This window comes from Nonomuraea typhae, assembly GCF_009760925.1.
Taxonomy (GTDB): Bacteria; Actinomycetota; Actinomycetes; order Streptosporangiales; family Streptosporangiaceae; genus Nonomuraea; species Nonomuraea typhae.
In genome coordinates, this window is the sequence record NZ_VRLV01000002.1 from 325,151 (window position 1) to 349,202 (window position 24,052).

Annotated in this window: 17 protein-coding genes; 7 read left to right on the top strand and 10 right to left on the bottom strand. The window is 71.5% G+C overall.

Translation table 11 applies throughout. From position 1 onward, the window contains the following. Positions 1-32: 32 nt before the first annotated feature. On the top strand, positions 33-1,253 hold the full coding sequence (locus FVE25_RS08030) for a LeuA family protein (RefSeq protein WP_157245797.1): 1,221 nt from the start codon (positions 33-35) through the stop codon (positions 1,251-1,253). Between the two features lie 3 nt (positions 1,254-1,256). Here the strand turns inward: FVE25_RS08030 and FVE25_RS08035 are convergent, their stop codons facing one another. Next, complete coding sequence (locus FVE25_RS08035; protein WP_157245798.1) at positions 1,257-2,585, bottom strand: NAD(P)/FAD-dependent oxidoreductase; 1,329 nt, start codon at positions 2,583-2,585, stop codon at positions 1,257-1,259. A 108-nt stretch (positions 2,586-2,693) separates the two neighbouring features. Beyond that, a complete protein-coding gene (gene surE / locus FVE25_RS08040; protein WP_157245799.1) occupies positions 2,694-3,563 on the bottom strand; it encodes a 5'/3'-nucleotidase SurE in 870 nt (289 codons plus the stop codon). Positions 3,564-3,785: 222 nt separating this feature from the next. Between surE and FVE25_RS56200 the strand changes: the two genes are divergently transcribed. Next, positions 3,786-3,908 (top strand): hypothetical protein, encoded by a 123-nt coding sequence (locus tag FVE25_RS56200; RefSeq protein WP_281367828.1) that lies wholly within the window; start codon positions 3,786-3,788, stop codon positions 3,906-3,908. Between the two features lie 16 nt (positions 3,909-3,924). Here FVE25_RS56200 and FVE25_RS08045 read toward each other — a convergent pair whose 3' ends face one another. Together FVE25_RS08045 and FVE25_RS08050 are read right to left on the bottom strand one after the other, a co-directional pair. Further along, on the bottom strand, positions 3,925-7,623 hold the full coding sequence (locus FVE25_RS08045; protein WP_157245800.1) for an AAA family ATPase: 3,699 nt from the start codon (positions 7,621-7,623) through the stop codon (positions 3,925-3,927). Beyond that, positions 7,624-8,733, bottom strand: coding sequence for an exonuclease SbcCD subunit D (locus FVE25_RS08050; RefSeq protein WP_157245801.1), 1,110 nt, complete (start codon positions 8,731-8,733; stop codon positions 7,624-7,626). Between the two features lie 107 nt (positions 8,734-8,840). On the opposite strand from FVE25_RS08050, the gene FVE25_RS08055 reads away from it, so the two are divergent. Further along, positions 8,841-10,343: an alpha/beta hydrolase family protein gene (locus tag FVE25_RS08055; protein WP_157245802.1), complete on the top strand. Its 1,503-nt coding sequence runs from the start codon at positions 8,841-8,843 to the stop codon at positions 10,341-10,343. Here the strand turns inward: FVE25_RS08055 and FVE25_RS08060 are convergent. Both FVE25_RS08060 and FVE25_RS08065 read right to left on the bottom strand, forming a co-directional pair. After that, entirely contained in the window at positions 10,316-11,245 is a 930-nt protein-coding gene (locus FVE25_RS08060; RefSeq protein ID WP_157245803.1) for an alpha/beta hydrolase, read from the bottom strand. The genes FVE25_RS08055 and FVE25_RS08060 overlap by 28 nt on opposite strands. Then, positions 11,238-11,804, bottom strand: a complete 567-nt coding sequence (locus tag FVE25_RS08065) for an enoyl-CoA hydratase-related protein (RefSeq protein WP_157245804.1) — start codon at positions 11,802-11,804, stop codon at positions 11,238-11,240. Before FVE25_RS08065 ends, FVE25_RS08060 begins: the two co-directional genes overlap by 8 nt. 121 nt (positions 11,805-11,925) lie before the next feature. On the opposite strand from FVE25_RS08065, the gene FVE25_RS08070 reads away from it, so the two are divergent. The 3 genes from FVE25_RS08070 (at position 11,926) to FVE25_RS08080 (ending at position 18,522) form a co-directional block, all read left to right on the top strand. Further along, the gene (locus FVE25_RS08070; RefSeq protein WP_246266793.1) at positions 11,926-13,365 is read left to right on the top strand and encodes an LCP family protein; all 1,440 of its coding nucleotides are present in this window, start codon (positions 11,926-11,928) and stop codon (positions 13,363-13,365) included. Between the two features lie 145 nt (positions 13,366-13,510). Beyond that, positions 13,511-18,061 (top strand): hypothetical protein, encoded by a 4,551-nt coding sequence (locus FVE25_RS08075; RefSeq protein WP_157245806.1) that lies wholly within the window; start codon positions 13,511-13,513, stop codon positions 18,059-18,061. Beyond that, positions 18,058-18,522, top strand: a complete 465-nt coding sequence (locus tag FVE25_RS08080; protein WP_157245807.1) for a FixH family protein — start codon at positions 18,058-18,060, stop codon at positions 18,520-18,522. Before FVE25_RS08075 ends, FVE25_RS08080 begins: the two co-directional genes overlap by 4 nt. A 34-nt stretch (positions 18,523-18,556) precedes the next feature. Here FVE25_RS08080 and FVE25_RS08085 read toward each other — a convergent pair whose 3' ends face one another. The 3 genes from FVE25_RS08085 to FVE25_RS08095 all read right to left on the bottom strand — a co-directional run bounded on the left by FVE25_RS08085 (position 18,557) and on the right by FVE25_RS08095 (position 21,706). Beyond that, complete coding sequence (locus FVE25_RS08085) at positions 18,557-19,120, bottom strand: response regulator transcription factor (RefSeq protein WP_157245808.1); 564 nt, start codon at positions 19,118-19,120, stop codon at positions 18,557-18,559. 253 nt (positions 19,121-19,373) lie between these two features. Next, the gene (locus FVE25_RS08090; RefSeq protein ID WP_157245809.1) at positions 19,374-20,378 is read right to left on the bottom strand and encodes an enolase C-terminal domain-like protein; all 1,005 of its coding nucleotides are present in this window, start codon (positions 20,376-20,378) and stop codon (positions 19,374-19,376) included. Between the two features lie 11 nt (positions 20,379-20,389). Then, positions 20,390-21,706 (bottom strand): MFS transporter, encoded by a 1,317-nt coding sequence (locus tag FVE25_RS08095; RefSeq protein WP_246266794.1) that lies wholly within the window; start codon positions 21,704-21,706, stop codon positions 20,390-20,392. Between the two features lie 234 nt (positions 21,707-21,940). On the opposite strand from FVE25_RS08095, the gene FVE25_RS08100 reads away from it, so the two are divergent. Next, positions 21,941-22,876: a hypothetical protein gene (locus tag FVE25_RS08100; RefSeq protein ID WP_157245810.1), complete on the top strand. Its 936-nt coding sequence runs from the start codon at positions 21,941-21,943 to the stop codon at positions 22,874-22,876. On the opposite strand, the gene FVE25_RS08105 is transcribed toward FVE25_RS08100, so the two are convergent. Next, positions 22,831-24,009, bottom strand: a complete 1,179-nt coding sequence (locus tag FVE25_RS08105; protein WP_246266795.1) for a VWA domain-containing protein — start codon at positions 24,007-24,009, stop codon at positions 22,831-22,833. The two genes, FVE25_RS08100 and FVE25_RS08105, sit on opposite strands and share 46 nt — an antisense overlap. Positions 24,010-24,052 lie beyond the last annotated feature (43 nt).

Below are 24,052 nucleotides of genomic sequence, written 5' to 3' on the forward strand. Positions count from 1 at the left end.
ACACATTGAAGCCACATGTCAACGTGAGAGACATGGCAAAGGTTCATTTCCTCGATGTCACCAACCGGGACGGCGTGCAGACCGCGCGCACCGGGCTGTCGAAGTTCGGCAAGACCATGGTCAACTTCTACCTGGGCAAGCTCGGGGTGGCGCAGTCGGAGATCGGGTTCCCGTTTCTGTTTCACGAGGTGCCCTATGTCCGGGCGCAGGTGGCGCTGGCCGAGGCGGGGGCGTTCGGGGGGCTCAGGCTGTCGGGCTGGTGCCGGGGTGTGGCGCAGGACGTGGAGAAGGCGGCGCCGCTCGGGCTGAGCCACTACAACCTGTCGATCTCCACCTCCGACTACATGATCCAGAACAAGTTCAAGGGCCGCCTCGACCGGGCGGCGATCATCCGTGAGATGACCGCGGCGGTGCGCGCGGCCAAGGGCGCCGGGGCCGCGACCGTCGGGGTCAACGCCGAGGACGGCTCGCGCACCGACGACGGGTTCCTGCTGGAGTTCGCGCTGGCGGCCAAGGAGGCGGGGGCGGACCGGGTGCGGTACTGCGACACGATCGGCGGCGACACCCCGGACCGGATCCGCGAGCGCTTCGCCCGCCTGGCCGGGGCCACCGGGATGCCCGTCGAGACCCATTGCCACAACGATCTCGGGATGGCGGTGGCCAACTCCGTCTCCGGGGCGCTCGGGGATCTCGAGGCGGGGCAGGACGCGTGGATCAACACGTGCGTCAACGGCATCGGGGAGCGTTCGGGCAATGCCGATCTGCTCTCGACGATCCTGGCGTTCCGGCACGGGTTCGGCCTGGAGAAGGCGGAGATCGGTGACGACCTGGATCTGTCGTGGGCCAGGAGGTTCGGATTGTGGGCGGCCTACGCGTTCGGGCAGGCGCTGCCGTACAACCAAGTGGGGGTGGGGCGCAACGCGTTCGCGCACGAGAGCGGCATCCACGCCGACGGCGCGCTCAAGGACCACGGCAACTACGAGCTCTACGACGAGGCGTCGCTCGGGCCGTTCCCCGGCGACTGGCACGCGCGGGACGGGCGGGTCGTGCTGACCGGCGAGTACGGCGGCAAGGCCGGGTTCCGCCACGTCATGGAGGGGCTGGGGGCAGAGGTGGCCGAGGAGGATCTGGCGTTCCGGCTGGTTCAGCTCTGCAACGCGATGACGGGCAGGCCGCTCACCGACGACGAACTGCGTCTGATCGCGACCTACCCGCGCGAGTTGTCCCTGCTCTTCCCCGGCTACACCGGCTAGCGCTCACGCGGCGCGGCCGGTCTGCGCCTGGGTCGGCGCGGTGGCCAGGGCTTCCTGGAAGTCGGTCTCCGGGTGCTCCAGCCCGCCGAGCTGTACGGCTTCGCGGCGGAAGAACATCGCGAGCGTCCAGTCGGCCAGGACCTTCGCCTTGTGGTTGAAGGTCGGCACCCAGGCCAGGTGGTAGGCGCGGTGCGCCAGCCAGCCGAGGAAGCCGGTGAGCTTGATCCGGTAGACCTGGGCGACGCCCTGGTGGTGGCCGAGCCCGGCGACCGAGCCGAGGTAGGCGTGCTTGTATGCCTTCAGCTTGCGGCCCCGGACGTAGGCGACCAGGTTGCGGGCCAGCAGCTTGGCCTGCCGTACCGCGTGCTGGGCGTTGGGCGCGGTGAAGGCGCCGGGGTTGGTCAGGTCGGGCACCGCCGCGCCGTCACCGGCGGCGAACGCGTCCGGCAGGCCGTCCACGGTGAGGTACTCGGTGGCGCGGATCCGGCCGATCCTGTCGACGGGGAAGCCGCTGGCGGCGGCGAGCGGGTTCGGGCGTCCTCCGGCGGCCCAGACGATCGTGCCCGCGTCCCGCGTGGTGCCGTCGCTCAGGGTGGCGACGCCGTTCTCCGCCGAGACGAGCGGCGCGTTGAGCCGCACGTCCACGCCCCGCTTGCGCAGCGCCTCCGCGGTCCATTCGCCGAGGCTCTCGTGCAGCTCGGGCAGGATGCCGCCGGTCGCCTCGGCCAGCGTCCAGCTGAGCTCCTCCCGCGCGATCCCGGGGTGGTAGCGCAGCGCGTCGTCGGCCAGGCCCTGCATCTCGGCCAGCGCCTCGACGCCGGCGAACCCGCCGCCGACCACCACGAACGTCAGCGCCCTGCGGCGCACCTCCGGGTCGTCGGTCGAGGCGGCGGCGGCGAGCTGGGCCAGCACGTGGTTGCGTAGGTGGACCGCCTCGCCGACGGTCTTGAAGCCGACCGCGTGCTCGGCCAGTCCCTTGATCGGCAGCCCGCGGGTGATCGAACCGGCGGCCATGACGACGATGTCGTAGGCGACCTCGTACGGCCGCCCCTGGGCGGGCTGGAAGGTGGCGACCCGGCGGTCGTGGTCCACGTGGGTGACCTTGCCGATCAGCACCTTCGCCCCGCGCAGGACCCGGTTCAGCGGGGCCACCACGTGCCTGGGCTCGATCGCCCCAGCGGCGGCCTCGGCGAGGAACGGCTGGTAGGTCATGTAGCCACGGGGGTCGATGATGGTGACCTCGGCCTCGCCGCTGCGGATGAGCTTGCGCAGCCCCCTCGCGGCGTAAAGACCGACATATCCGCCACCGACGACCAGGATCTGCTTCCTCATGATGTCCCACTCCCTTTAGTGCGACCGTTTTCTGCGATCTACACCCTCTAGACGGGACAGCCCTGCCCGTTGTGACACGTCCCTTCAAGATCTTTTACGGCGCCGCCGTCACGGGGTCAGGTCGTCCAGACGGGCGCCCAGCCGGGCCGCGATCGCGGGCCTGGCCTCCCAGTTGTCGGTCAGGGGCGTGATGGTGACCGCTCCGGCCGCCAGGTGCGTGCGGTCGGCGTCGGCCACGGGGTCGGGGGTGGTGGCGAACAAGGGTTGCAGGCGGTAGCAACGGGCGCACACGTCCGTGGCCGGAAGGTAGTCGACGGTCACCGGAAGCATCCTGCCCAGGCGGGAGACGCGGACCTCGCCGGTCGGCGCCGCCGGATAGTTGACGTTCAACGCCGTCCTGGCGGGCAGGAGCAGGCCGTTCGGCGCGGTGGCGGCCAGCCGGTTGACCAGCTTGACGCCGAAGGCGACCGCCTGGGCGGCGCCGGGGAAGGCCGAACCCTGCCGGGCCGTGCTCAGGGCGAGTGCCGGAATGCCGACCTCCAGGGCGGTCACCGCGGCGCCGACGGTGCCGGAGTGGTTGACCGCGGCGGCCACGTTCTCGCCCTGGTTGGGGCCGGAGACGACCAGATCGGGCGGATCCGCGGCGAAGACCTTCCGCACGCCGAAGGAGACGGCGTCGGCGGGCGTGCCGGCGATCGCCCACACGCCGGGCGACATCTCGGCCGCCTCGACGGTCGTGCCGAACCTGATGTTGATCGAGGTGCCGACCCCGCTGGAGTCGCCCGCCGGCGCCACGATCGTCACGTCGTGCCCGGCGGCGATCAGCGCCTGGCGCAGGTGCAGGGTGAACGGGGCCTGGTAGCCGTCGTCGTTGGTCAGCAGGATGCGCAGGGACGCCGGCGGCTGCGCCCGGGCGGGCGCGGGCAGGGCCAGGACGGATAACAGGACAGGGATCAGGAGGAGGATGCGCCTGAACATCGGGGGTCTCCGTTCATCGTCGTTCACCGGGGATTCACCGTGCTGAGTGAGCAATCCGGGTCACACGTTCTGAACTGCGAGCCTGCTACGCCGCTCCGGTGACGGCACACCCCTAAACGAGGCGGGGTCACCGCGATTGTGCCGCCGGAAATCTGACCGCGCGCTTCACCTGGGGTCGCGGTCCGGCACTCCAAAGAGGCGAAGGCTGCACAATGGGGACCTATGACCGCAGACCGTCACCGCCCCGGGTACGTGCGCCGCCGCCTCGGCCGATTCGTCCTCCAGTACGCCATCGCCCTCGCGATCGGCGCCGTGGTCCTCGCCATCTGGTGGCTGACCCGCTGACCCCCGCCGCGCTGACTCACACCCCGGTCACCGACAGGGTGGAGCCGGTGCGGGACTTGGTGACCTTGAGCTGGGCCGGGATCCTGGTGCGGAGTTCGGCGACGTGGCTGACAATGCCGACGGCGCGCCCGCCGTCCCGCAGACCGTCGAGGATGTCCAGGACGCCGTCGAGCGTGTCCTCGTCCAGCGTGCCGAAGCCCTCGTCCACGAACAGGGTGCCGATCTCCGCCCCGCCGGCCTCCGCCGTCACCACGTCGGCCAGCCCGAGCGCGAGAGCCAGCGAGGTGATGAAGCTCTCGCCACCCGACAACGTGGCCGGATCCCGGTCAACCCCCGTCCACCCGTCGGCGATCCGCAGGCCGAGCCCGCCACCCGACCGTCCCCGCGCCCCCGCGGTCTTCCGCAGGTCGTGCTGAAGCTGGTACCGCCCGCCCGACATGTGATCCAGGCGGTCGTTGGCCGCCGCGACCACCTGCCGGAGCCGCTCCCCCAGCACGAACGAGGACAGGCTCATGCTCCACTGGTTGTCCCCCGACGTGCCCGAGGCCAGCGACGCCATCCGCTCGGCCAGCCTATGCGCCTGCGCGGCGGGTTCCCAGCGCGTCAGGCACGCGGCCAGCTCGCCGTGCAGTTCCTCCAGCCGCCGCGCCCGCCCGGCCGCCCGATCTCGCGACGACACCAGCGCCGCGTACTCCTCCTCGGCCCGCTCCCTGGCCGCATCCAGCCCCGGAAGATCAGGCGCCTCCTGCCCGGCCGCGGCCACCAGCACCGGATCGGCCAGCGTGCTCGTCACCGCCGCATACTGCGCGTCCAGCTCCCTGAGCAGCGCGTCCTTCTCCGCACGCTCCTCATCCGGCCGAGCCGCCGCCAGCGCGTCGTCCACGTCCGCGAACTCCGCCTCCTCGGCCGCCCGCGCCGCCGCCTCCCGCGCGTCCTCCCGCTCCCGCGCCGCCGCGACCGCCCGCGTCGTGGCCTCGATCGCCTCCCGCAGCAGCTCCGCCTCGTCCCCGAGCCGCGACAGCCGGGCCGCCAGCGTGGGATCGCCGCCGCGCGCGCTGTCCAGCCGCGCGGCCAGCCGCCCCGCATCACCGCTCAGCTCTTCTTGCCGGGTACGGCAGGCCGCCACCTTGGCCGTGACGCGGCGCAGCCGTTCCTCCAGCTCGCTCCGCTCCGCTTGCAGCCGCTCCACCTGCCCGGCCAGCCCGGCCTCCCGCCCCGCCGAACGCCGCAACCGATCCACCTCACCCACGGCCGCCCGCAACGCCTCCGGCCCCACCTCCACGGGGGAGGAATCGGCGGCGTCGGGACCACGGCCCGGCACGGGGGCCTCCCCCTGGGCACCGGCGTGACCGGAGACCGGGACGGGTGCCTCGCCCGCCGCGAGGACACGGCCTGGGACGGAGGCGGGCAGGCGGCTCAGGAGCCGGGCGCGTTCCGCGGTGAGCTGGGTGTGGTGAGTGCGCTGGGCGGCGAGGGCCTCGCCGATCTCTCGTTCCTGCTCGGCCGCCCGCTGCCGGCGGGCCTCGATCTGTTCGACCTCGTCGGCCAGAACGGGCTCACGCCCGGCGACCTCCCGCAGCCTGGCCAGCTCCTGCTCGGCCTCCCGCACGGCCCGCGCGGCGTCCTCCGCACCGAGCCCACGCCCGGCCCCGTCCGAACCGTCCTCAGCCGGCCCCGGATCCACGAGCCGACCCCCGCGCTCTTCGTCCCCCGGAGACGACCAAGGATGCGGATACGACGGTGTGGCGGCCTCCATGGCCGCGCTCAGCCGCGACTCGAGGCCGGCGACCGCCCGTTCCGCCGACTCCCGGCGGGCCAGGGCCGCTTCGTGCGCCGACTCGGCCGCCCGCTCGTCCTCGGCCGACGGCGCGGCGGGCGCGGGTGCGGCCGGGTCGGGGTGGTGCAGCGAGCCGCACACCACGCACGGCCGGTTGTCGGCCAGATCGCGAGCCAGCTCCGCGGCCATCCCGTCCAGCCGGGCCTGGCGCAGGTCGAGCCAGCGTTCGCGCAGGTGCTGCGCGTGGTCCACGAGCTGCCTGAGCTCACCGGCGGACGCCTGGAGCTCGGCGGTGAGCGCGTCCCGGCGGCGGGCGGCCTCCAGCACGCCGCGGGCGGCGTCGCGGGCGGCGATGGCGGCGGGCACGGTGGCGGCCTCCGCGCGTACCCGGGCGAGGGCGTCCTTCGCCGTGGCGAGCTGCGCGGGCAGGTCTGCCGCCGCCTGCCGCAGGTCGGACTGCCGCCGGGTCAGCGTCTCGAGCTGGGCGGCCAGCCGTACCAGCTCACGGTCGGTTTCCAGGATGTCGGCGACCGCCACCCGGACCGCCTCGGCGGCGGGGATCTTGGCCGCGTCCACCCGGGACTGGGCCAGCAGCCCCTCGGCCTGCTCGATCAGCGCGGGCAACTCGTCCAGCCGGGCGGTGGTGTGCTCGTCGTCGGTGGCCAGGCCGGTGAGTTCGTCCTCGACGCGGGCCAGGTCGCGGCGGATCACCGACAGCCTGGCCTCCTCGGTCAGCAGCTCGGACAGGCGTGCGGACTCGTCGTGCCGCTCGCGTTCGAGCGCGGCCAGCGTGGCGGGGAAGCCGGGGTCGTCCATGCTCGCCGCGGCGCCTTCGAGCAGGGGGCGGGCGCGGGCGACGGCGTCGGCGGCGAGGGTGCGGGTCTTGGCGGCGGCTTCGGCGCGCTGGCGGGCGGCCGTCACCAGGGGGAGGACGCGGTCGGCCCGGGCGGCGTCGTCCAGGAGGGCCTGGAGGCCGGCGCGCTCCTCCGCGCGTTCGTCGAGGGTACGGCGCAGCGTCGCGGCCTCGGCGTGCCGGCGTTGCCGCTCGGCCAGGGCGGTGGCGGCCTCCCAGGAGTTTCTGGCCTCGCGCAGCGCGGACTCGGCGGCGGCGTGCTGGGCGGCGGAGCCGGTGACCACGGCGCGGGCGGCCTCCAGCAGCCCTCCTGCCCAGGTCAGCGGGTCGCTCTCCCGGTCGGCCGCCTCCTGCCCGGGCAGTTCGAACAAGGCGTCCCCGGCCGCCTCCCGCCCGGGTGGCTCGAGCAGGTCGTCACCGGCCGCCTCCTCGATCCGCTGGATGGCGAAGTCCACCTGCTGCCGGAGCTCCTGCTGCTCGCGCCAGGCCAGCTTGCGCCGCTCGGCCAGCCAGGTCTCGGCCTGGGTGTAGACCTTGACGGTGAACAGGCGTTCGAGCAGCTTGCGCCGGTCGTCGCCGTCGGCCCGCAGGAAGCGCGCGAAGTCGCCCTGGGGCAGCATGGCGACCTGGCAGAACTGGTCGGCGTTCATGCCCAGCAGGCCGCCGACCAGGTCGCCGGCCTCGTCGGCGCGGGTGGTCAGGCCCTGCCAGGCGTCGGCGACGCGTTCCTGGACGATGACCTTGGCCTTCTCCTCGGTGAAGCCGGAGCCGCGCAGCTTGGGCCGCTGCCAGGCGGGCGAGCGCTCGATGCGCAGCAGCCTGCCCCGGACGGTCACCTCCAGGGCCACGGCCGGGCCGGTGCCGGGCGCCGCGTGGTCGCAGCGCAGGCTGCGCGCGCTGTCGCGCTGGGCGTTGGCGACCTTGCCGAACAGGGCGAAGCAGAGCGCGTCGAGGACGGTCGTCTTGCCCGCTCCCGTGGGCCCGTGGACGAGGAAGAGCCCGGCTTCGGTCAGCGCGTCGAAGGAGACGGTCTCCGTGCCCGGGAACGAGCCGAACGCGGTGATCGTCAGCAGGTGTGGCCGCATCTAGGCCATTGCCTCCTTGATCCTGGATGCCTCGATGGCCTGGCGGAGCAGTTCTTCCTCGTCGCCGGAGGCGGGCTCGCCGCGGACCTCGCGCACGAAGTCGAGCGCGACCTCGGTCTCGGGGCGCCCGTGGATCCGGGTCAGCCGGGCGGCGGGCGTGGCGCCGACCGGCTCGAAGGACAACGCCAGGGTGTGGGGAAAGCGGGCGCGCAGCCGGTCCATCGCCGACTTGGGGCGCACGGCGTCGGTCAGCACCACCTGGAGCCAATGATCCTCATAGGCGGCGTGACGCGGCGCGGTCAGCAGATCTTCCAGCTCGCCCTTGAGCCGCCCGATCGGGCGCGGGACGGGCGCGGGGACGAACTCCGCCGATTCCCCGAGCGTCACCAGCCAGCTGCCCTTGCGCTGGTTGACCTCGGAGAAGGAGTAGGCCAGCGGGGAGCCCGAATAGCGCACGGACTCGGACATGCGCTGGCGGCCGTGCAGGTGACCGAGCGCCACGTAGTCGAGGCCGTCGAAGGCGGTCAGCGGCACGTGCGCCACGCCGCCGACGCTGATGTCACGCTCGCTGTCGCTGGCCTCTCCCCCGGTCACGAAGACATGCGCGAGCACGACGGCCCGGCGATGCTCCGCGGCCGAGGCCCGGATACGCTCCATCGCATGAAAGAGAGCCGCCATGTGACTGCGCTCGGCCAGTTCCCAGGGGCCGCGCACCAGCTCGGGCTCCAGATAGGGGACGCCGTAGAAGGCCACGTCGCCGATGACGACGGGCTCCCAGGCGCGGTCGGGGTCGGTGCGCAGGTGCACACCGGCACGATCCAGCAGCGAGGCGGCCACGCCAAGGCGGCGCGCCGAGTCGTGGTTACCGCTGATCATCACAATCCGGGCACCGGCGTCGACGATCCGGCGCAGCGCCTCGTCGAACAGGGCCACCGCGTCCACGGGCGGCAGCGCGCGGTCGTAGACGTCGCCGGCCACGGCCACGACGTCCACCCGCTCGGCCCGCACGGTCTCGACCAGGTGATCGACGAAGGCGGCCTGCCCCTCCAGAAGACTCTCCCGGTGAAAGGTTCGGCCGAGATGCCAGTCGGACGTGTGCAGGATCCGCATGTCGCAGGAAGCTAACAGGTCTCACCGACAAATGCGGTCCCCTGCGCCACACACGCCGGGAGTAGGGTAGAAGATCAGTGGGCAAACCAGCGCACATGGGGAGGCCGATGCGGACGGGCCGTGGCACCTTGAGTGTCGCCGCCGGATTGGTGCTGGTGGCTCTGGCCACCGTCGGTTACGCTCTCCCGCCCGCGTTCGACCCGCCTCCGCTCCAGGTGGACGCCGCCTTCCGCTCGCTCGCCCCGCAGCCTGCCGAGGAGACCAGGCCCGTGGTGGCCTCCGGCCCGGTACGCACCCAGGAGGTGACGATCGCGGCCGAGCGCCAGTCGTTGTCGGGCACGGTCCGGTTCCCGCTGACGCCGGGGACGCATCCGGGGATGGTGTTCGTCTCGGGGTCGGGCAACGGCTCGCGGACGGAGTTCACGCCGCAGGCCGACTTCCTGGCCCGGGCGGGCGTGGCGACGCTCGCCTTCGACAAGCGGACCAACGGCTACACCTTCCGCGAGCGCGACTTCGGGCTGCTGGCCGACGACGCGCTGCGCTGGGTGCGCTGGCTGCGCGCCCAGCCGGGCGTCGACCCGATGCGAGTGGGGCTGTGGGGGGTCAGCGAGGGCGGCTGGGTGGTGCCGATCGCCGCGGCCAAGAGCCGTGACGTCGGCTTCGCCGTACTCGTGTCCTCGCCGAACGTCTCCCCGCTGCGGCAGGTGGCGTGGGCGCTGAACGAGCAATTGCTGCGGCTGCGCGCGCCCGTGGGCGCGCGGGACCTGCTCACGCGGGCGATGGGCGGGGTCGGCTTCAACTTCCTGCGCTACGACGCGATGCCGGCGCTGCGGCAGATCAGGCAGCCGGTGCTGGCGTTGTACGGGACGACGGATCCGTCGATCCCGTTCGTGGAGTCCACGCGGGCGCTGACGGCCGCGATGAAGGAATCGGGCAACGACCAGTACACCATCCGGTTCATGGACAAGGGCGACCATGCGCTGCGGGTGTCGGGCGGGCCGTTCACCAAGGGGTACCTGGAGACGCTGGCCAACTGGCTCAAGGGGCTGCCGCACACCGCGACGCCGCGGCTGCACCTGGCCGGGGCGACGCCGGTGCAGCGGTTCGAGGCCAGCGACGTGCCCGCCGCGCCGTGGTACGCGGGCGGGACGATGCTGGGGCTGACGATCTGCCTGGCCGCCGTCGGCTACGTGGCCGGTCCCGTCGCCTCCATGGTGGTACGGCTGCGCGGCGGCAGGCGCGCACCGGCCGAGATGGCCGAGATGAACGCCAGGCTGTGGCCGCCGATCCGGCGCCGCCTGCACCGGATGGCCTGGACGGGTCTGGCGTTGCTGGTCTCGGTGCTGGGGTTCATCGCGCTGCTGGTGATGTTCTCGATCAACCAGGCGGGGGCCTGGCCCGCGGTGCTGGCCGGGTGGCTGCTGGTGCGGGCGCTGGCCGTGCTCATGCTGATCCAGGAGGTCACCGCGGTCGCGGCGGTGGTGTCGGGGCTGCGCGAGGGATGGCAGCCGACCCGGTGGCAGCACGTGGCGATCGCCGGCGTGGTCGGCGGCACCGGGCTGCTGCTCGTCGCCGCCGCGTACTACGGCTTGTTCTCGTTCCCCTGGTAGAGGTAGGCGGCGCTCCACCGGTCCATCTCGGCGAAGACCTGCTTGCGCACCGGCTCGGCCGACAGCACGAGGTCGTGCATGCCGTCGGTGATGCGCACACACGTGACGTGCGGGCCGATCGAGGTGGACCAGCGGGCGATCTGCTTCGGGTCGAGCACGATGTCGGCGCTGCGCGCCTCGGGCGCGAAGTCGCGCAGGCGCAGGCCGGTGCTGGAGGCCAGGACCAGCACGGGCACGTCCACGTTGAGTCCCGCGTGCAGGCGGCGCTGGGCGCGGCGGATGGCGGCCAGCCAGGAGGCGTGCACGGCGAAGCCGGTGAGCGGCTTGAGCTCGAGGTCGTAGTCCCATTCGCCGCCGGCCGAGCGGTGCAGGCTCTGGCCGTAGGCGGTGCTGATGCCCAGGGGCAGCGCCTTGTTGGTGTAGGAGAGCGGGGTCTTGAGCAGGTCGGCGGCCAGCCGTACCGGAGCGGAGACGTTGAGGTCGAGGAAGGGGCTGTTGAGCACCATGCCCTGCACCAGCCCGCGGCCGCGCACCCGGTCGGCCCACAGGGCGGCGACCAGGCCGCCGGTGGAGTGGGCGTTGACGAGCAGCGAGTCGTGGTCCCGCCGGATGATCCGGACGGCCTCGTCGATCTCCGGGAAGTAGTCGGTGACGCTCCTGATCAGGCCGCGGGTCTGGTGCGGCAGCAGGGACCGGCCGTACTTGCGCAGGTCGAGGGCGTAGAAGTCGATGCCCTGCGCGACGTAGTGCGCGGCCATGTGGTCCTGGAAGAAGTAGTCGGTGAAGCCGTGGATGTAGAGGACGGCCCGTCCCGAGCCGGACTGTGCCCGCCGGGTGAGAAGGGTCGCGACGACCTCGCCCTCGGAGTCGGGCGGCAGGGGCAGAACGGTGCTCTCATACATGTTCATCACGATAAGGCCAGTCGGGCAGACCCTCGGGCAGGTCTTTGCTGACCCGCATGGGGAAGGCGGCGGGCCGCTTCTCCAGGAACGCGGTGACGCCTTCGACGGCGTCGGGGGCGCCGCCCAGTTCGGCCATGAGACGGGAGTCGGCGGCGTGCGCCTGCCAGGGACTTTCGGCGGACAGGCCGGACCACATGAGCCTGCGGATGGCGCCCACGCCGACGGCGGGGCCGTTGACGGCGGCGATGACCGGTTTGAGGCAGGCGGCGATGCGCAGCGCGACGGTGCCGCCGCCGTCGCGGGGATAGCCGTCGATGAGCTCGGCTTCGCCGTGGCCGAAGGTCGCGCCGCCGCCCGACAGGTCGGCTCCGGCGCAGAACGCCCGTCCTGCCCCGGTGACGACCACCGCGCGGACCTCGTCGTCGGCGTCGGCCTGATCGAAAGCGTCGATCAACTCACTGCGCATCGTAAAGGTGAAGGCGTTCAGGCGGTCGGGGCGCTTCAATGTGACGGTGGCGACACCGTCCGTCACGGTGTAGTCGATCTCGGAGAAGGCCATGTACCGAATGTTATTCGGTTACTGATGTTCACTCTCCACTAACGTCATATTTCGCATTCCATCCGTATGCTGCCGCCCCAAAGCGGCCTACGGTGGACTGCGCGGGGAAGCGGGGATGGGCGTGGCACAGAGTAGGGAACCGGCGCGCACCGGTGAGGTCCTGGGATGGACACTGCTGTCGGCGATCGCGCCGGGAGCCGGCCATCTGCGGGCCGGCTGGCGCAGGACCGGCCTGGCGCTCCTCGGCGTGTACGCGGCCCTCCTGCTCGGCGCGTTCCTCCTCTATCTGAACGCCGACGGCGACCTGTTCGGCGCCGCCACCGACTACCTCCAGACGATCGCGGTCGGCGCGCTGCTGCTCGGCGCCGGCTGGTTCGTGATGATCGTCCACACCTACGTCGCCTTCCGGCCCGGACGGCTGCCGCAGGGCGCGCAGATCCTCACCGGCACCCTCGCCGGGCTGATCGCCGTCGCCATGATCACGCCCTTCGTCGTGGTCGCCAACACCGCCTGGACCACCGAGAGCGGGCTCAACGCCATCTTCGCCCAGAGCACCCCGGAACCGCAGGCCGAGCAGCAAGGCCGCCCGGTCGACCCATGGGCCGGGCGCAAACGCGTCAACATCCTCCTGCTCGGCGGCGACGCCGACACCCACCGCACCGGCGTGCGCACCGACAGCATGAACCTGGCCAGCGTCGACGTCGCCTCCGGCAACACCGTGCTCATGAGCCTGCCGCGCAACCTGGAGAACGTCCGCTTCCGCCCCGGCACCCCGATGGCCGGCCGCTTCCCCAACGGCTTCCGCCTCCCGGCCGACCCCGGCGGGGGCCGCAGCGACCTGCTCAACAGCGTCTGGGAGTACGCCGACGCCCACCCCGAGATCTTCGGCGGCAAGACCCACCAGGGCGCCAAGGTCCTCATGGACACGATCGGCTACACCCTCGGGGTCAAGGTCGACTGGTACGCCCTGGTCAACATGTGGGGCTTCGCCAAGCTCATCGACGCCATCGGCGGCGTGACCATCACCGTCGAGACGGACGTCGTCTTCGGCAAGTTCAACGAGGGCCTGGTCAAGGCGGGCACCCGCAAGCTCAACGGCGGCGACGCGATGTGGTACGCCCGCTCGCGCACCTACTCGGATGACTACACCCGCATGCGCCGCCAGCGCTGCGTCATCGCCGCCCTCCTCGACCAGGCCGACCCGGCGACCGTCCTGACCCGGTTCAACAAGATCGCCCTGGCCACCAAGGAACTGCTCAGGACCGACATCCCGCGTGACGTGCTCAAGCACCTGGTGCCGCTGGCCCTCAAGGTCAAGAACGGCAAGGTGACCAGCATCCAGTTCGTCCCGCCGCTGATCCACACCGGGTACCCGGACTGGGAGAAGATCCGCCAGATCTCCGCCAAGGCCATCCGCGACTCGGTCGCCCAGCGTCCCGCCGTCGCGACCGCCGGCCCGTCCGCCGCCCCGACGGGCACGGCCACCGCCTCGGCCACGCCGAAGCCGCGCAAGTCGAGCGACTCGACCAAGAGCCTCGGCGACGGGTGCGGCGTGCTCTGAGTTCTCCCGTACGGCCCGGCCGGGTCACCAGAGGCGAGCCGGCCGGGTCAACCTCTGGTCCGCGGGGACCAGATTGCCCCGGCCCGCTTGTCCCGCGCCCCTGCGCGCGCGGTACTGGTGTGAACGGGGCAAAAAGGAGCACATCATGGCGGACCTGTCGACGGTTGCTTTAGCGTGCGCCAGCATCCTGCTGGTGCTGATCAGGTTCAGAAGGCGCGGCATCGGGGTGCGGCTGCTGTTCGCGATGGCGGTGGGCACGTGGGTGCTGGCGGCGGGCGGCGGCATGTGGGGGGTCAGCAGCGCGCTCGCGCAACGGATTGCGGGGGTCGATCCGTGTGCGGCCGGCGCACCGGTCAGGACGTTCGACGTCTCCCTCATCAACCTTCCGCTCTTCCTCAACCGGTTCGGGGACGTCGTCCCGGAAGGACGCATGTACGTCCTGGACGAGAACATCGCGGCGGTCCGGGCGAACTTCAAGAAGGCGGCCGACCCGTTCGCCCAGCGGGACCTGGTCGAACCGCTGACGGTCCGGGTGAACAAGGGCGACTGCGTGTCCGTCAAGTTCACCAACCGGCTGCACGAACCGGCGCCGGACCTGGAGTTCGACCAGGGCGAGTCGGTCTTCAAACTGCCCGGCGAGACCGTGGTCGCCACTCCGGGGGCGGTCACCCCGGCCAAGCGCCAGTACGCGCCGGCCAGGTCTGCGCGCAAGGTGCAGTTCGACACGGCGGCGGCGCCGCACGCCTCGATGCACTTCGACGGGCTGAAGTACGACGTGGCCACCTCGGACGGCACCGCGGTCGGCAACAACCCGGCCTCCACCGTGGCGCCCGGCGCCTCCGCCACCTATCGGCTGTTCGCCGACGTGGAGGGCGAGTTCCAGTTCAAGGACGGCGCCGACATGAGCTCCGTGCACACCGGAGCGGGCAACTTCATCGGATCCCACGCCTTCGGCGCCTTCGGCGCGATCATGGTGGAACCCGCCGGCACCACCTGGGTGGACTCCTCCACCGGGCAGCCGCTGAAGTCGGGCACGCGGGCGATCATCCAGGACCCGGCGGGCAAGGACTTCCGCGAGCAGGTCGTCTTCATGCACGACGAGGTGGAGGCGCAGCCCGGCATTCTGACGCGGCTCTGCCGTACGGAAGAGGACGACGAGGACCGGGAGAGCGGCGAGTGCGTGGAGCCGAGCGCGGCGGAGCTGGCCAAGCTGAAGGAGGGCACCCTGCCGGGGCTGTCGGGCGGGGACGCCGACGCGCTGGTGCAGGGCGAGGTGCCGGTGAAGCTGGAGTGGTTCGCGTTCAACTACCGGGCCGAGCCCGGGTTCAACCGCGAAGAGGTGGGCTGTCCCGCGGCCACGCGGGCGGGGCAGGGGTACAACGCCCCGGCCTGCATCGGCGAGGAGACGAGCCTGTCGTCGTGGGCGTACGGCGACCCGGGCGGCGGCGACCTGGTCTTCCCCAGCTACCGGGGCGAACCCACGCAGTTCCGGCTGATCCATCCGGCGGAGTTCGAGACCCACACCTTCCATCAGCACGTGAACCGGTGGCCGTTCGACCCGAAGGACGAGGGCGGCCTGGAGCAGGTCAGCAAGCCCACGCACCACACGTCGGTGAGCAACGCCCTGGACGTGCAGGCGGTGAGCCCGGGATCCCACTACTCGCTGATCATGGAGGGCGGGACCGGCAGCGCGCACGACGACAAGAAGGCGACCTTCGGCGACATCATCTTCCACTGCCATCTGTATCCGCACTTCGCCAACGGCATGTGGGGGCTGAACCGCACCTTCGACACGCTCGAGGACGGCACGCGGCGCAATCCCGACACCACGCCGGTGCCCAAGCTGATCCCGCTGGCCGACTATCCGGCCCCGCCCGCGCCGACCACGGACAAGCCCGGCTTCCCGCACTTCATTCCCGGCGCGTTCGGCTACAAGGCGCCCAAGTCGCCGCTGGCGGTCGCCGAACGGCAGGCCGGGGCGGTGTTCGCGCCCACACCCGCGGAGATCCGGGCCGCCGACGACCGCGGTCAGGTGCCGGGCGGCTTCTTCCAGAATCCCTGCCCGGCGCTCCGATCGGACGGCCGGCCCATTCCCACCAAGACGTTCTACGTGTCCGCGATCGAGATCAAACAGGTCTACAACCCGAAACTCAACTGGAACAACCCGCAGAGCCGCGTCTATGTGGGCGGCACCACCGCGGCGGAACGCGACGCGAAAGTCGCCGAGGTGCGCAACGGCAAGAAACCGGAACCCTTCTCACCGTTGCTGAACGTCGGCGACTGCGTCGTCTACCACTTACGCAACGACTTACCCGAGCAGTTCGGCGGCAACGTCTTCGACCGGCGGCAGATCACCAACGAGGTGGGCATCCACCAGCACATGGTCCAGTTCGACGTGCTTTCTTCCGACGGCGCGGCCAACGGCTGGAACTACGACCAGGGCGCCGACGCCACCGGGCCCAACCGTGAATACACCTACCGCGACTTCGTGCACGCCGACACCGCGACGAATTCCTTCCACGACCACTTCTTCCCGAACGTGCACCAGGACAACGGCCTGTTCGGCGGCGCCACCATCCATCCGCCCGGCTGCACCTTCCGCGATCCCACGACCGACGCGGTGGTGGCGATCGGCACCATCGTGGACGTGCTCTGCACGCCGGGCGCCACCGATTACCACGGCCGTCCCGCCGACGGCGCGGATTACCGGAACGTGGCGTTGTTCGTCGAGGATCACGTGCCGATGTTCAAACCGGCCGACGCCGCGGATCCGAACGACGACCGGTTCATCACGCCGGAGGGAGTACCGATCTTCCCGGCCAAGTTCCCCTCCAGCAACGACGACCAGGGCGTGATGGGGGTCAATTACCGGCTGGAGCCGTTCGAGGCGCGCCGGAACTCCGACATGGCCAACATGTTCAGCTCCAGCGGCCCGGCCAACCACGGAAACCCGAACACGCCGATTCCGCGCGCCTTCGAGGGCGACCGGATCAAATGGCGGTTGTTCCAGCTGAGCCAGGAGGAGTCGCACGGCTTCAACCTGGAACGCTTCCGCTGGAAACAGGAGCCCAAGGACCCGGATTCGCCATGGGTCCAGGCCCAGCACATCGGCATGCTCGAATACTTCGACGTGCAGGCCGACATGGGTTACGAGATGTACCAGCCAGGCGATCCCGGTGAATACCGGAACTACCTCTACAACTACGCCGGCGCGGACGACTGGTTCCTCGGCACCTGGGGCGAACTCGTCGTCTACGGCTGCCGCGAGGGCTTCGAGCCGCCCACCGGCCGGCTGGCCTGGCTCCCGGACAACATGCCGGCGGAGATCTGCGCCGGGCCGCAGCCGGAAAAGCACGGGCCCCCACTTCCCCTCCCCGGGCGCAACAACCCGTGCCCGCACCTGCCCGACGAGACGATCACCGTGCCGATCAAGCGGCACACGGTCGTGGCGTTCAACAAGGACCTCACCTACAACGCCGCGGGCGACCACGACCCGAACGGGGCGATGTTCGCCCTGGAAGCGGACGTGGCGGCGATCAAGGCGGGCACCAAGAAGGCCGAGCCGCTGGTCCTCAGGGCCAACGCCGGCGACTGCATCGAGATCACCCTGAAGAACCAGCTCGAACCGGCCAAGATGGCGCCGCACTGCTTCGAGGGCACCGAACCCGGCCAGCTCGGCTTCCGCGACCCCAGCGAGGGCGGCCTGACGCTGCCGGGCTGCCTGGACCAGCCGCCGAAGAACGAGCACAACGTGCCGGGCTTCAAGCCGCTCCCGGTCAGCTCCCGCGTCGGCCTGCGCTCGGCCTTGGCCGACAGCCATGTGCAGGGCGCGGGTTCCAACGTGGGCACCAACTACCCCGACACCACGGTCGCCCCGGGCGCGTCGGGCTTCTACCGGTGGTACGCGCCGGAGGAGGACGGCGCCACCGGCCTCGGCATCCTGCAGGACTACGCCGACCCGCTCAACCACGGGCATCACGGCCTCTACGCGGGCCTGGTGATCGAGCCGAAGGGTTCGACCTACCTCGATCCGAAGACCGGCGCGGAGCTGAAGAGCGGCACCGACGCCGTGATCGCGGATCCGAACGGCAAGGACTTCCGCGAGCACGTCGTCCTCATGAACAGCGACCTGTCGCTGGTCCGCAAGAACACCAACCAGCCCGTGCCCGACAACTACGACCTGGCCCTCACCCCGAGCCGCCAGGCCGACGACCCGGAGGACCAGGGCGAGTTCGCCGTCAACTACAGCAACGAGCCCTGGAGTCACCGCTACGCCCGCAACCAGGACCTGGCCAAGATCTTCTCCTCGCAGGTCCACGGCGACCCGGCCACGCCGATCTTCCGCGCGTACTCCAAGGACCCGGTGCGCTTCCGCGTCGGGCAGGCGGTCGGCGACCCGCGCTCGACCGGTTTCGCGCTGCACGGTCACAAGTGGCGGCGCGCCCCGGACGACCCGCAGTCGCCGCCGGCCGCCTTCCAGGGTCAGTTCAACCCCGGCGTCGTCTACAACATCCACCTCGATCCCACCGTGACCGGCGGCGCCGGTGGCCCCGACGGCACTCCGGGCGACTACCTGTACCGATCAGGCACGCTCGCCCGTCATCTCACCGGCGGCCAATGGGGCATCTTCCGGGTGCACGCCGCGCAGCAGCCCGACCTCATCGCGCTGCCCGACCGTGGAGGTGCACGCAGATGACGTTCCGTCGTGGCTTCTTGTACGGCACGGCCGCCGGCCTGACCGCGGCCCTGGCGATAGCGCTGATCGCCTTCCTCGTCACCGATCCGGCCCCGGCGGCGTCCGCCGGCCGGCAGGCCACCCGGCCCCCTGCCGCGCAGCCGGCCGGGGCGGGCCTGCCCGTGGGCATCGACGTCAAGGCCCGGCACCGGGGCGGCCTCAAGGTCACGGTGACGGCCCGGGCCAGCACCAAGACCTACGACCCGTTGTCACGGGCCAGCGTGGTCATGTACGCGGACATGGTGGCGATGCCGATGGCGCACCGGCTGGGCCCGATCCCGATGACGGAGGTGGCGGGCAAACCCGGTCACTACACGGCCGAGACGCAGGTGCCGATGGTCGGTGAGTACGACATCCAGGTGAGCGTCCAGCGCCCGCTTCCCGGGGAGGCCCATACCCGGGTCGAGGTGGGCGCGGGCTGAGCCGTACGGAAATCCGTGGCCCTGGCCGGACCCGTCACAGGAGTCCGGCCTTGGTCGCGGCGAACAGGGCGCTGGCCCGGTCGGTCGCGTGGAGCTTGGACAGGATCGGCCGGAGGTTGCGCTTGAGCGTGGACGTGCTGATCGCCAGCTGACGGGCGATCTCCTCGTTGCGCAGGCCCTTGGCGAGCAGCCGCAGGATGCGCAGCTCGTGCGCGGTCAGTGAGGGGATGGGCCCGGCCGGTTCGCTGAAGAGCGGGCCGCTGGCGGTCGAGCTGATCACGACGTCGCCCGCGCTGATCACCTGCAGCGCGCGGGCCAGGCCGTGAAGGTCGGCGTCGCTGGAGAACAGCCCGCTGACCCCGAGCCGCATCACCTCGCGGGCGCCTGACGCGTCGATGGCGTCGACCACCAGCATGATCTTCAGCGTGGGCCGGGTCTCCCGCAGCCGCCGGACGACCTGGATCAGCGCCGGGTCCAGCGAGCGCACGTCGAGGACGGCGATGTCGGGCGCGCGGCCGTTGACGGCGTGCCCGAGCTCCTCGAACCCTCGTACCACGGCCAGCACGGAGATGTTCGACGAGACCTGCCGCAGCAGCATTCTGAATCCCGCGGCCTGAAGCCGCGAACCTTCCACCATGGCCACGACGCGGATCACATCACTCGTCTGCCCCCAAGACAGAATGACGTCGGCATTTTTACTGCCCCTTTATCTGAAAGGCTACCTAAAGATCGAAAAACACAACATCCCTCTTCAGCGGTGTTCAACGGCAGACGGCGGGTTTTTTCTGCTCGCCGGAAACCGATCGGAGACCTGATGGACCAGCTCACGCCCGCGCAGGTGCGCCCCGACCTCAGGCGCGGAGCATGTCCTTGGCCAGCTTCTGGACCCGGGTCTCGTCGATCGTGTGGCCCAGGCCGGGCTGGGTCAGGGGGACGGCGATGACGCCCGCGTTCGCGCCCACGATCGGGTCGACGATCTGGTTGCGGCGGGGCGGCTGGGTGACGTCGCACGGCAGCGTGCAGCCGGGGAGGCTGGCCACCGCGACCGTGGCGGCCCTGGCCAGGCCCGCCCCCTGGCCGCCGGTGCACTGGATGTCCCAGCCGGCCGCCGCCGCGCGGTCGTGGGCGCGGCGGACCTCGCTCAGCGACGGGAAGGCCGCGGGACGCAGCAACAGGACGCGGCCGGCCCGCAGCGTCAGGTAGTCGTCCAGCTCGGCGGTACTGGTCGCCTCCACGGCCACCGCCGCGTTCACCCGGTCCTGGAGGGTGGCGTGCAGGTCGGGGTCGGTGACCGCGAAGGGGCGTTCGATGACCTCGAGGCCGTAGGAGTCGAGGGCCACGAGCTGGTCCGGGGACTCATAGGCCCCGGCCCCGTCGACGGCCAGCGTCAGCGCGGGGTACGCGGCCCGCACCGCGCGCACGGGCTCGACGTCCCAGCCCGGCCGGATGTCCAGGGTCACGTGGCCGTAGCCGGCGCACACCTGCTGGTTGACGCGGGCCACCAGGCTTTCGACCGAGGGGTCGGGCGCCAGCCGTACCGTCGCCATGACGGAGGTACGGCTGCCGCCCAGCGCGTGGGCCAGGGGCACGCCGCGCATCTTGGTCCAGAGGTCCCAGCAGGCCATGTCCACGGCGGGGTCGCCGGAGGGGGCGCTGTCGGGGTGTTCCCAGTCGACGCCGACCAGGCGGGCGCCGAGGGTTTCCTCCAGCTGGGTCCAGGTCTTGGGCTGGGGGGAGACGGCCTCGCCCCAGCCGGTCATGCCCCCGTGGTCGGTGAGCTTGACGAGCAGGGTCTCCTGGCGCCCGCCGTACGGCAGGACCAGCCGGAAGACCTCAAGCTCCCGCACTCGCGGCATGTACCCCCCTTTTATGACGCGCTCCCCTCCAGTGTGCCCGCCTTCACCGACTGGGTAAAACGCGGGGCCAGGAACGCGCCGAGGAGCGCGAGGGCGAAGGTGAAGGCGAAACCGGCCAGGTATGCCTCGTGGGTGGCGGTGAACAGGGCACCGGTGGCGGCCACCGCGACGACCGTGAAGACGGATTCGCCGACGCCGACCGCGGCGGAGTTGTGGCCCTCCTCGCCCTGCTTGGACAGCTTCAGGACCAGGACGGAGACCGTCGGGTGCAGCGCGCCGATGCCGAGGCCGGAGACGGCCATGGCGACGTAGGCGACGGCGAGGGGCACCGCGTCGATGAGGACGAGCGAGACCAGGGCGATGCCGGCGGCGATCAGCAGGGCGCCGCCGCGCAGGGCGGTCAGGTGGCCGATGACGCCGCGGCCCTTGATCCAGGAACCGGTGGACCAGCCGAGCGCGCCCACGGTCAGGACGACGCCGGCGCCGATCGGGGTCAGGCCGCGCTCGTTGATGAGCATGAGGGGGATGAGCACCTGGGAGGCCGTCATGGAGCCGAAGGCCAGGCCGCGCAGCACGGGGGCGGTGGGCAGGCCGGGGGCGGCGCGGAGGGAGCCCTTGAGGAGCAGCTTGGGCAGGGCGACGGCCAGGATGATCACGCCTGCTCCCAGCAGGGGCAGGCCGGCCAGGCCGAGGGCGCTGCCGTACTGGATGAGGGCGGCGGCCACGGCGGTGAGGGTGGCCCAGACGAGCTTGCGGCCGAGACCGGGCGCGGGTTCCGCGCTGCCGGAGCGGACGTCGGAGCCGGCGGTGCCGCGCCACAGCAGCAGGGCGGACGGGACGACGATCACGGCGACGCCCAGGAAGACCCAGCGCCAGTCCACGTGCTCGACGACGAGGCCGGCGATGGCCGGGCCGATCATGGACGGGACCACCCAGGCCGCCGAGAACAGGGCGAACACCTTGGCATGCAGGGTTCCCGGGTAGACCCGGGCGACCACCACGTACAACGACACCTGGATGAGCCCGGCGCCCAGGCCCTGGATGAAGCGTCCCCCGATGAACACCTCCATCGTGGGGGCAAACCCGGCAAGCAGGAGACCTGCCACGAAGGTCACCACACCGGTGGCCATGGGCTGCAACGGGCCTTTCACGTCACTCCACCGGCCCCCGAGGACGGTGGCGATGACGCTGGCGGCGAGGGTCGCGCTGAAGGCCAGGTTGTACAGGTCCATGCCGCCGAGCTCGCGGGCGACCACGGGCATCGCGGTGGCCACCGCCATCGCCTCGAAGGCGACAAGCGTGACGAGCGCCACCAGGCCGAAGCTCAAGGAGCGATAGTCACGGGAGATCACGCTGGCGGGGGCGGGAGGGACTTCAGGTGCGGCTTCGTGTGCCGCTTCAGCTTCAGCGAGCGATTTCATGATTGGCAAGCTATGGCGAACGCCCTGGTCAGCACATCGGGCGGCGGTCCTAGGCAATTGGGCCTAAGGCGCGCGGCGTTCCCTCGGCAAAGTTTCCCGCGTTCTCCTTGTCCGGCCCAGAGGGCGGCCGCACACTCGGGCATGCGCATCCTCCTCACGGCCCTCCTGGCCGCCACCCCCGCCGCCGTCTCCGATGTCGCGAAGGAGCCGATCTGCTTCGTCTCCCGCGCCCGGCCCGCCGCCGAGAAGACCGTCACGGTCCCTTCCCCGGCCGTGAAGCGCCTGCTCAGGACCACGCTGTCGTATCGGGGCCCCTGCGCGGTGTACGGCAGGGCCGTACCGTTGGGCGGCGGCGCCCTGCGCGGCTATACGCAGACCGACGGGCGGCGGCCGGTGGCGATGGGCGTCACGTTCACCCCCGCCGCGCTGCGCGGCCTGCCGCCGGAGATGAACGACGGCGAGATCTGCTTCGACAAGAACGGCGACGGCCGCGTCGAACGCGACACCGAGTGCGCCGTCGGCCACTCCCGCGTGCTGACCCTGCCGAAGGCGCCCGCCCCCTTCCGCTGGGCGCTGGTCAACTGGAACCCGATGGGCCACATCCCGGTCGGCGTGTACAACGTGCCGCACTTCGACTTCCACTTCTACATCCAGCCGCTGGCCGCCCGGAACGCGATCCGGCCCGGCCCGTGCCCGATCCTCACGAACTGCGACGACTACCGGCGAGCCAAGGTGCCGGTGCCCGCCCGTTACTCCCACCCCGACTTCCACGACGTCGACGCCGTCGAGCCGGGCATGGGCAACCATCTCGTCGACACGGCCGCGCACGAGTTCCACGGCAAGCCGTTCACCCACACCTGGATCTACGGCGCCTACGACGGGAAGATCACCTTCTACGAGACGATGATCACCAAGGCGTGGTTCGACGCCCGCAAGGACGGGTGCGTCCCGATCAAACGGCCGTCGGCCTGGGCCGAGGCCGGCTGGTACCCGACCCGCTACTGCATCGCCCATCGCGGCAACCGGGGCGACTACACGGTCTCGCTCACCTCGTTCGTCCGCCGGTCGGCGACCTGACGGCCCTCGATCGCCGCCGCCATCAGCTCGGGGAAGGCGTCGGGCGTGCACGCGAACGCGGGCACGCCCAGCGCGGCCAGGGCGGCGGCGTTCTCCCGGTCGTAGGCGGGCGTCCCCTCGTCGGACAACGCCAGCAGCACGATCACCCGTACCCCCGCCCCGGTCAGCGCCGCTGCCCGGCGCAGCATCTCGTCCCGGTGCCCGCCCTCGAACAGGTCGCTGACCAGGACCAGCACCGTCTCCGCCGGCCGCGTCACCAGCCCCTGGCAGTAGGCCAGGGCCCGGTTGACGTCGGTGCCGCCGCCGAGCTGCGTGCCGAACAGCAGCTCGACCGGGTCGGGCAACAGCGCCGTGAGGTCGGCCACCGCCGTGTCGAAGACCACCAGCCTGGTCCGCAACGTGCCGATGGACGCCAGCACCGCGCCGAACACCCCCGCGTACACCACCGACTCGGCCATCGACCCGCTCTGGTCCACGCACAACACCACGTCCCGCCGGACGGAACGCTGCTTGCGCGCGTGCCCGACCAGCCGCTCCGGCACCACCGTCCTGCGCTCCGGCAGGTAGCGGCTGAGGTTCGCGAGGATCGTCCGGTTCCAGTCGATGTCAGCGGTACGGCGGGGCCGCGACGTCCGCCCGATCCGGTCCAGCGCGCCCGCCACGGCCGTCCGGGTCCTGGCCGCCAGACGCCGCTCCAGATCCCTGACCACGGCCGCCACCAGCGCCCGCGCCGACTCCCTGGCCCGGTCCGGCATCACCTTGGCCAGCGCCAGAAGGGTCCCGGCCAGATGAACGTCCGGTTCGACCGCCTCCAGCATCTCCGGCTCCAGCAGCAGCCGGGTCAGATCCAGCCGGTCGATCGCGTCCTGTTGCATCACCTGAACGACGCTCGCCGGGAAATATCGCCTTACGTCACCCAGCCAGCGCGCCACCCTCGGCGCGGACCCGCCCAGCCCGGCCTCCCGCCCGTCACCGCCGTACAGCGCGCCCAGCGCCCCGTCCATCCGGGCATCGTCCCCCTCCAGGGCCACCCCGATCCCGTCGCCCTCCCCGCCTCCCAGCACCAGCCGCCACCTGCGCAGCCGCTCATCCACGTGCTGCCGGGGCACGGTCGCCCCGCTTGCGCCGTTCACCCGTGTCCTCCTCAACCGTCGTCCCGCCCGTGGCGTTCACCCG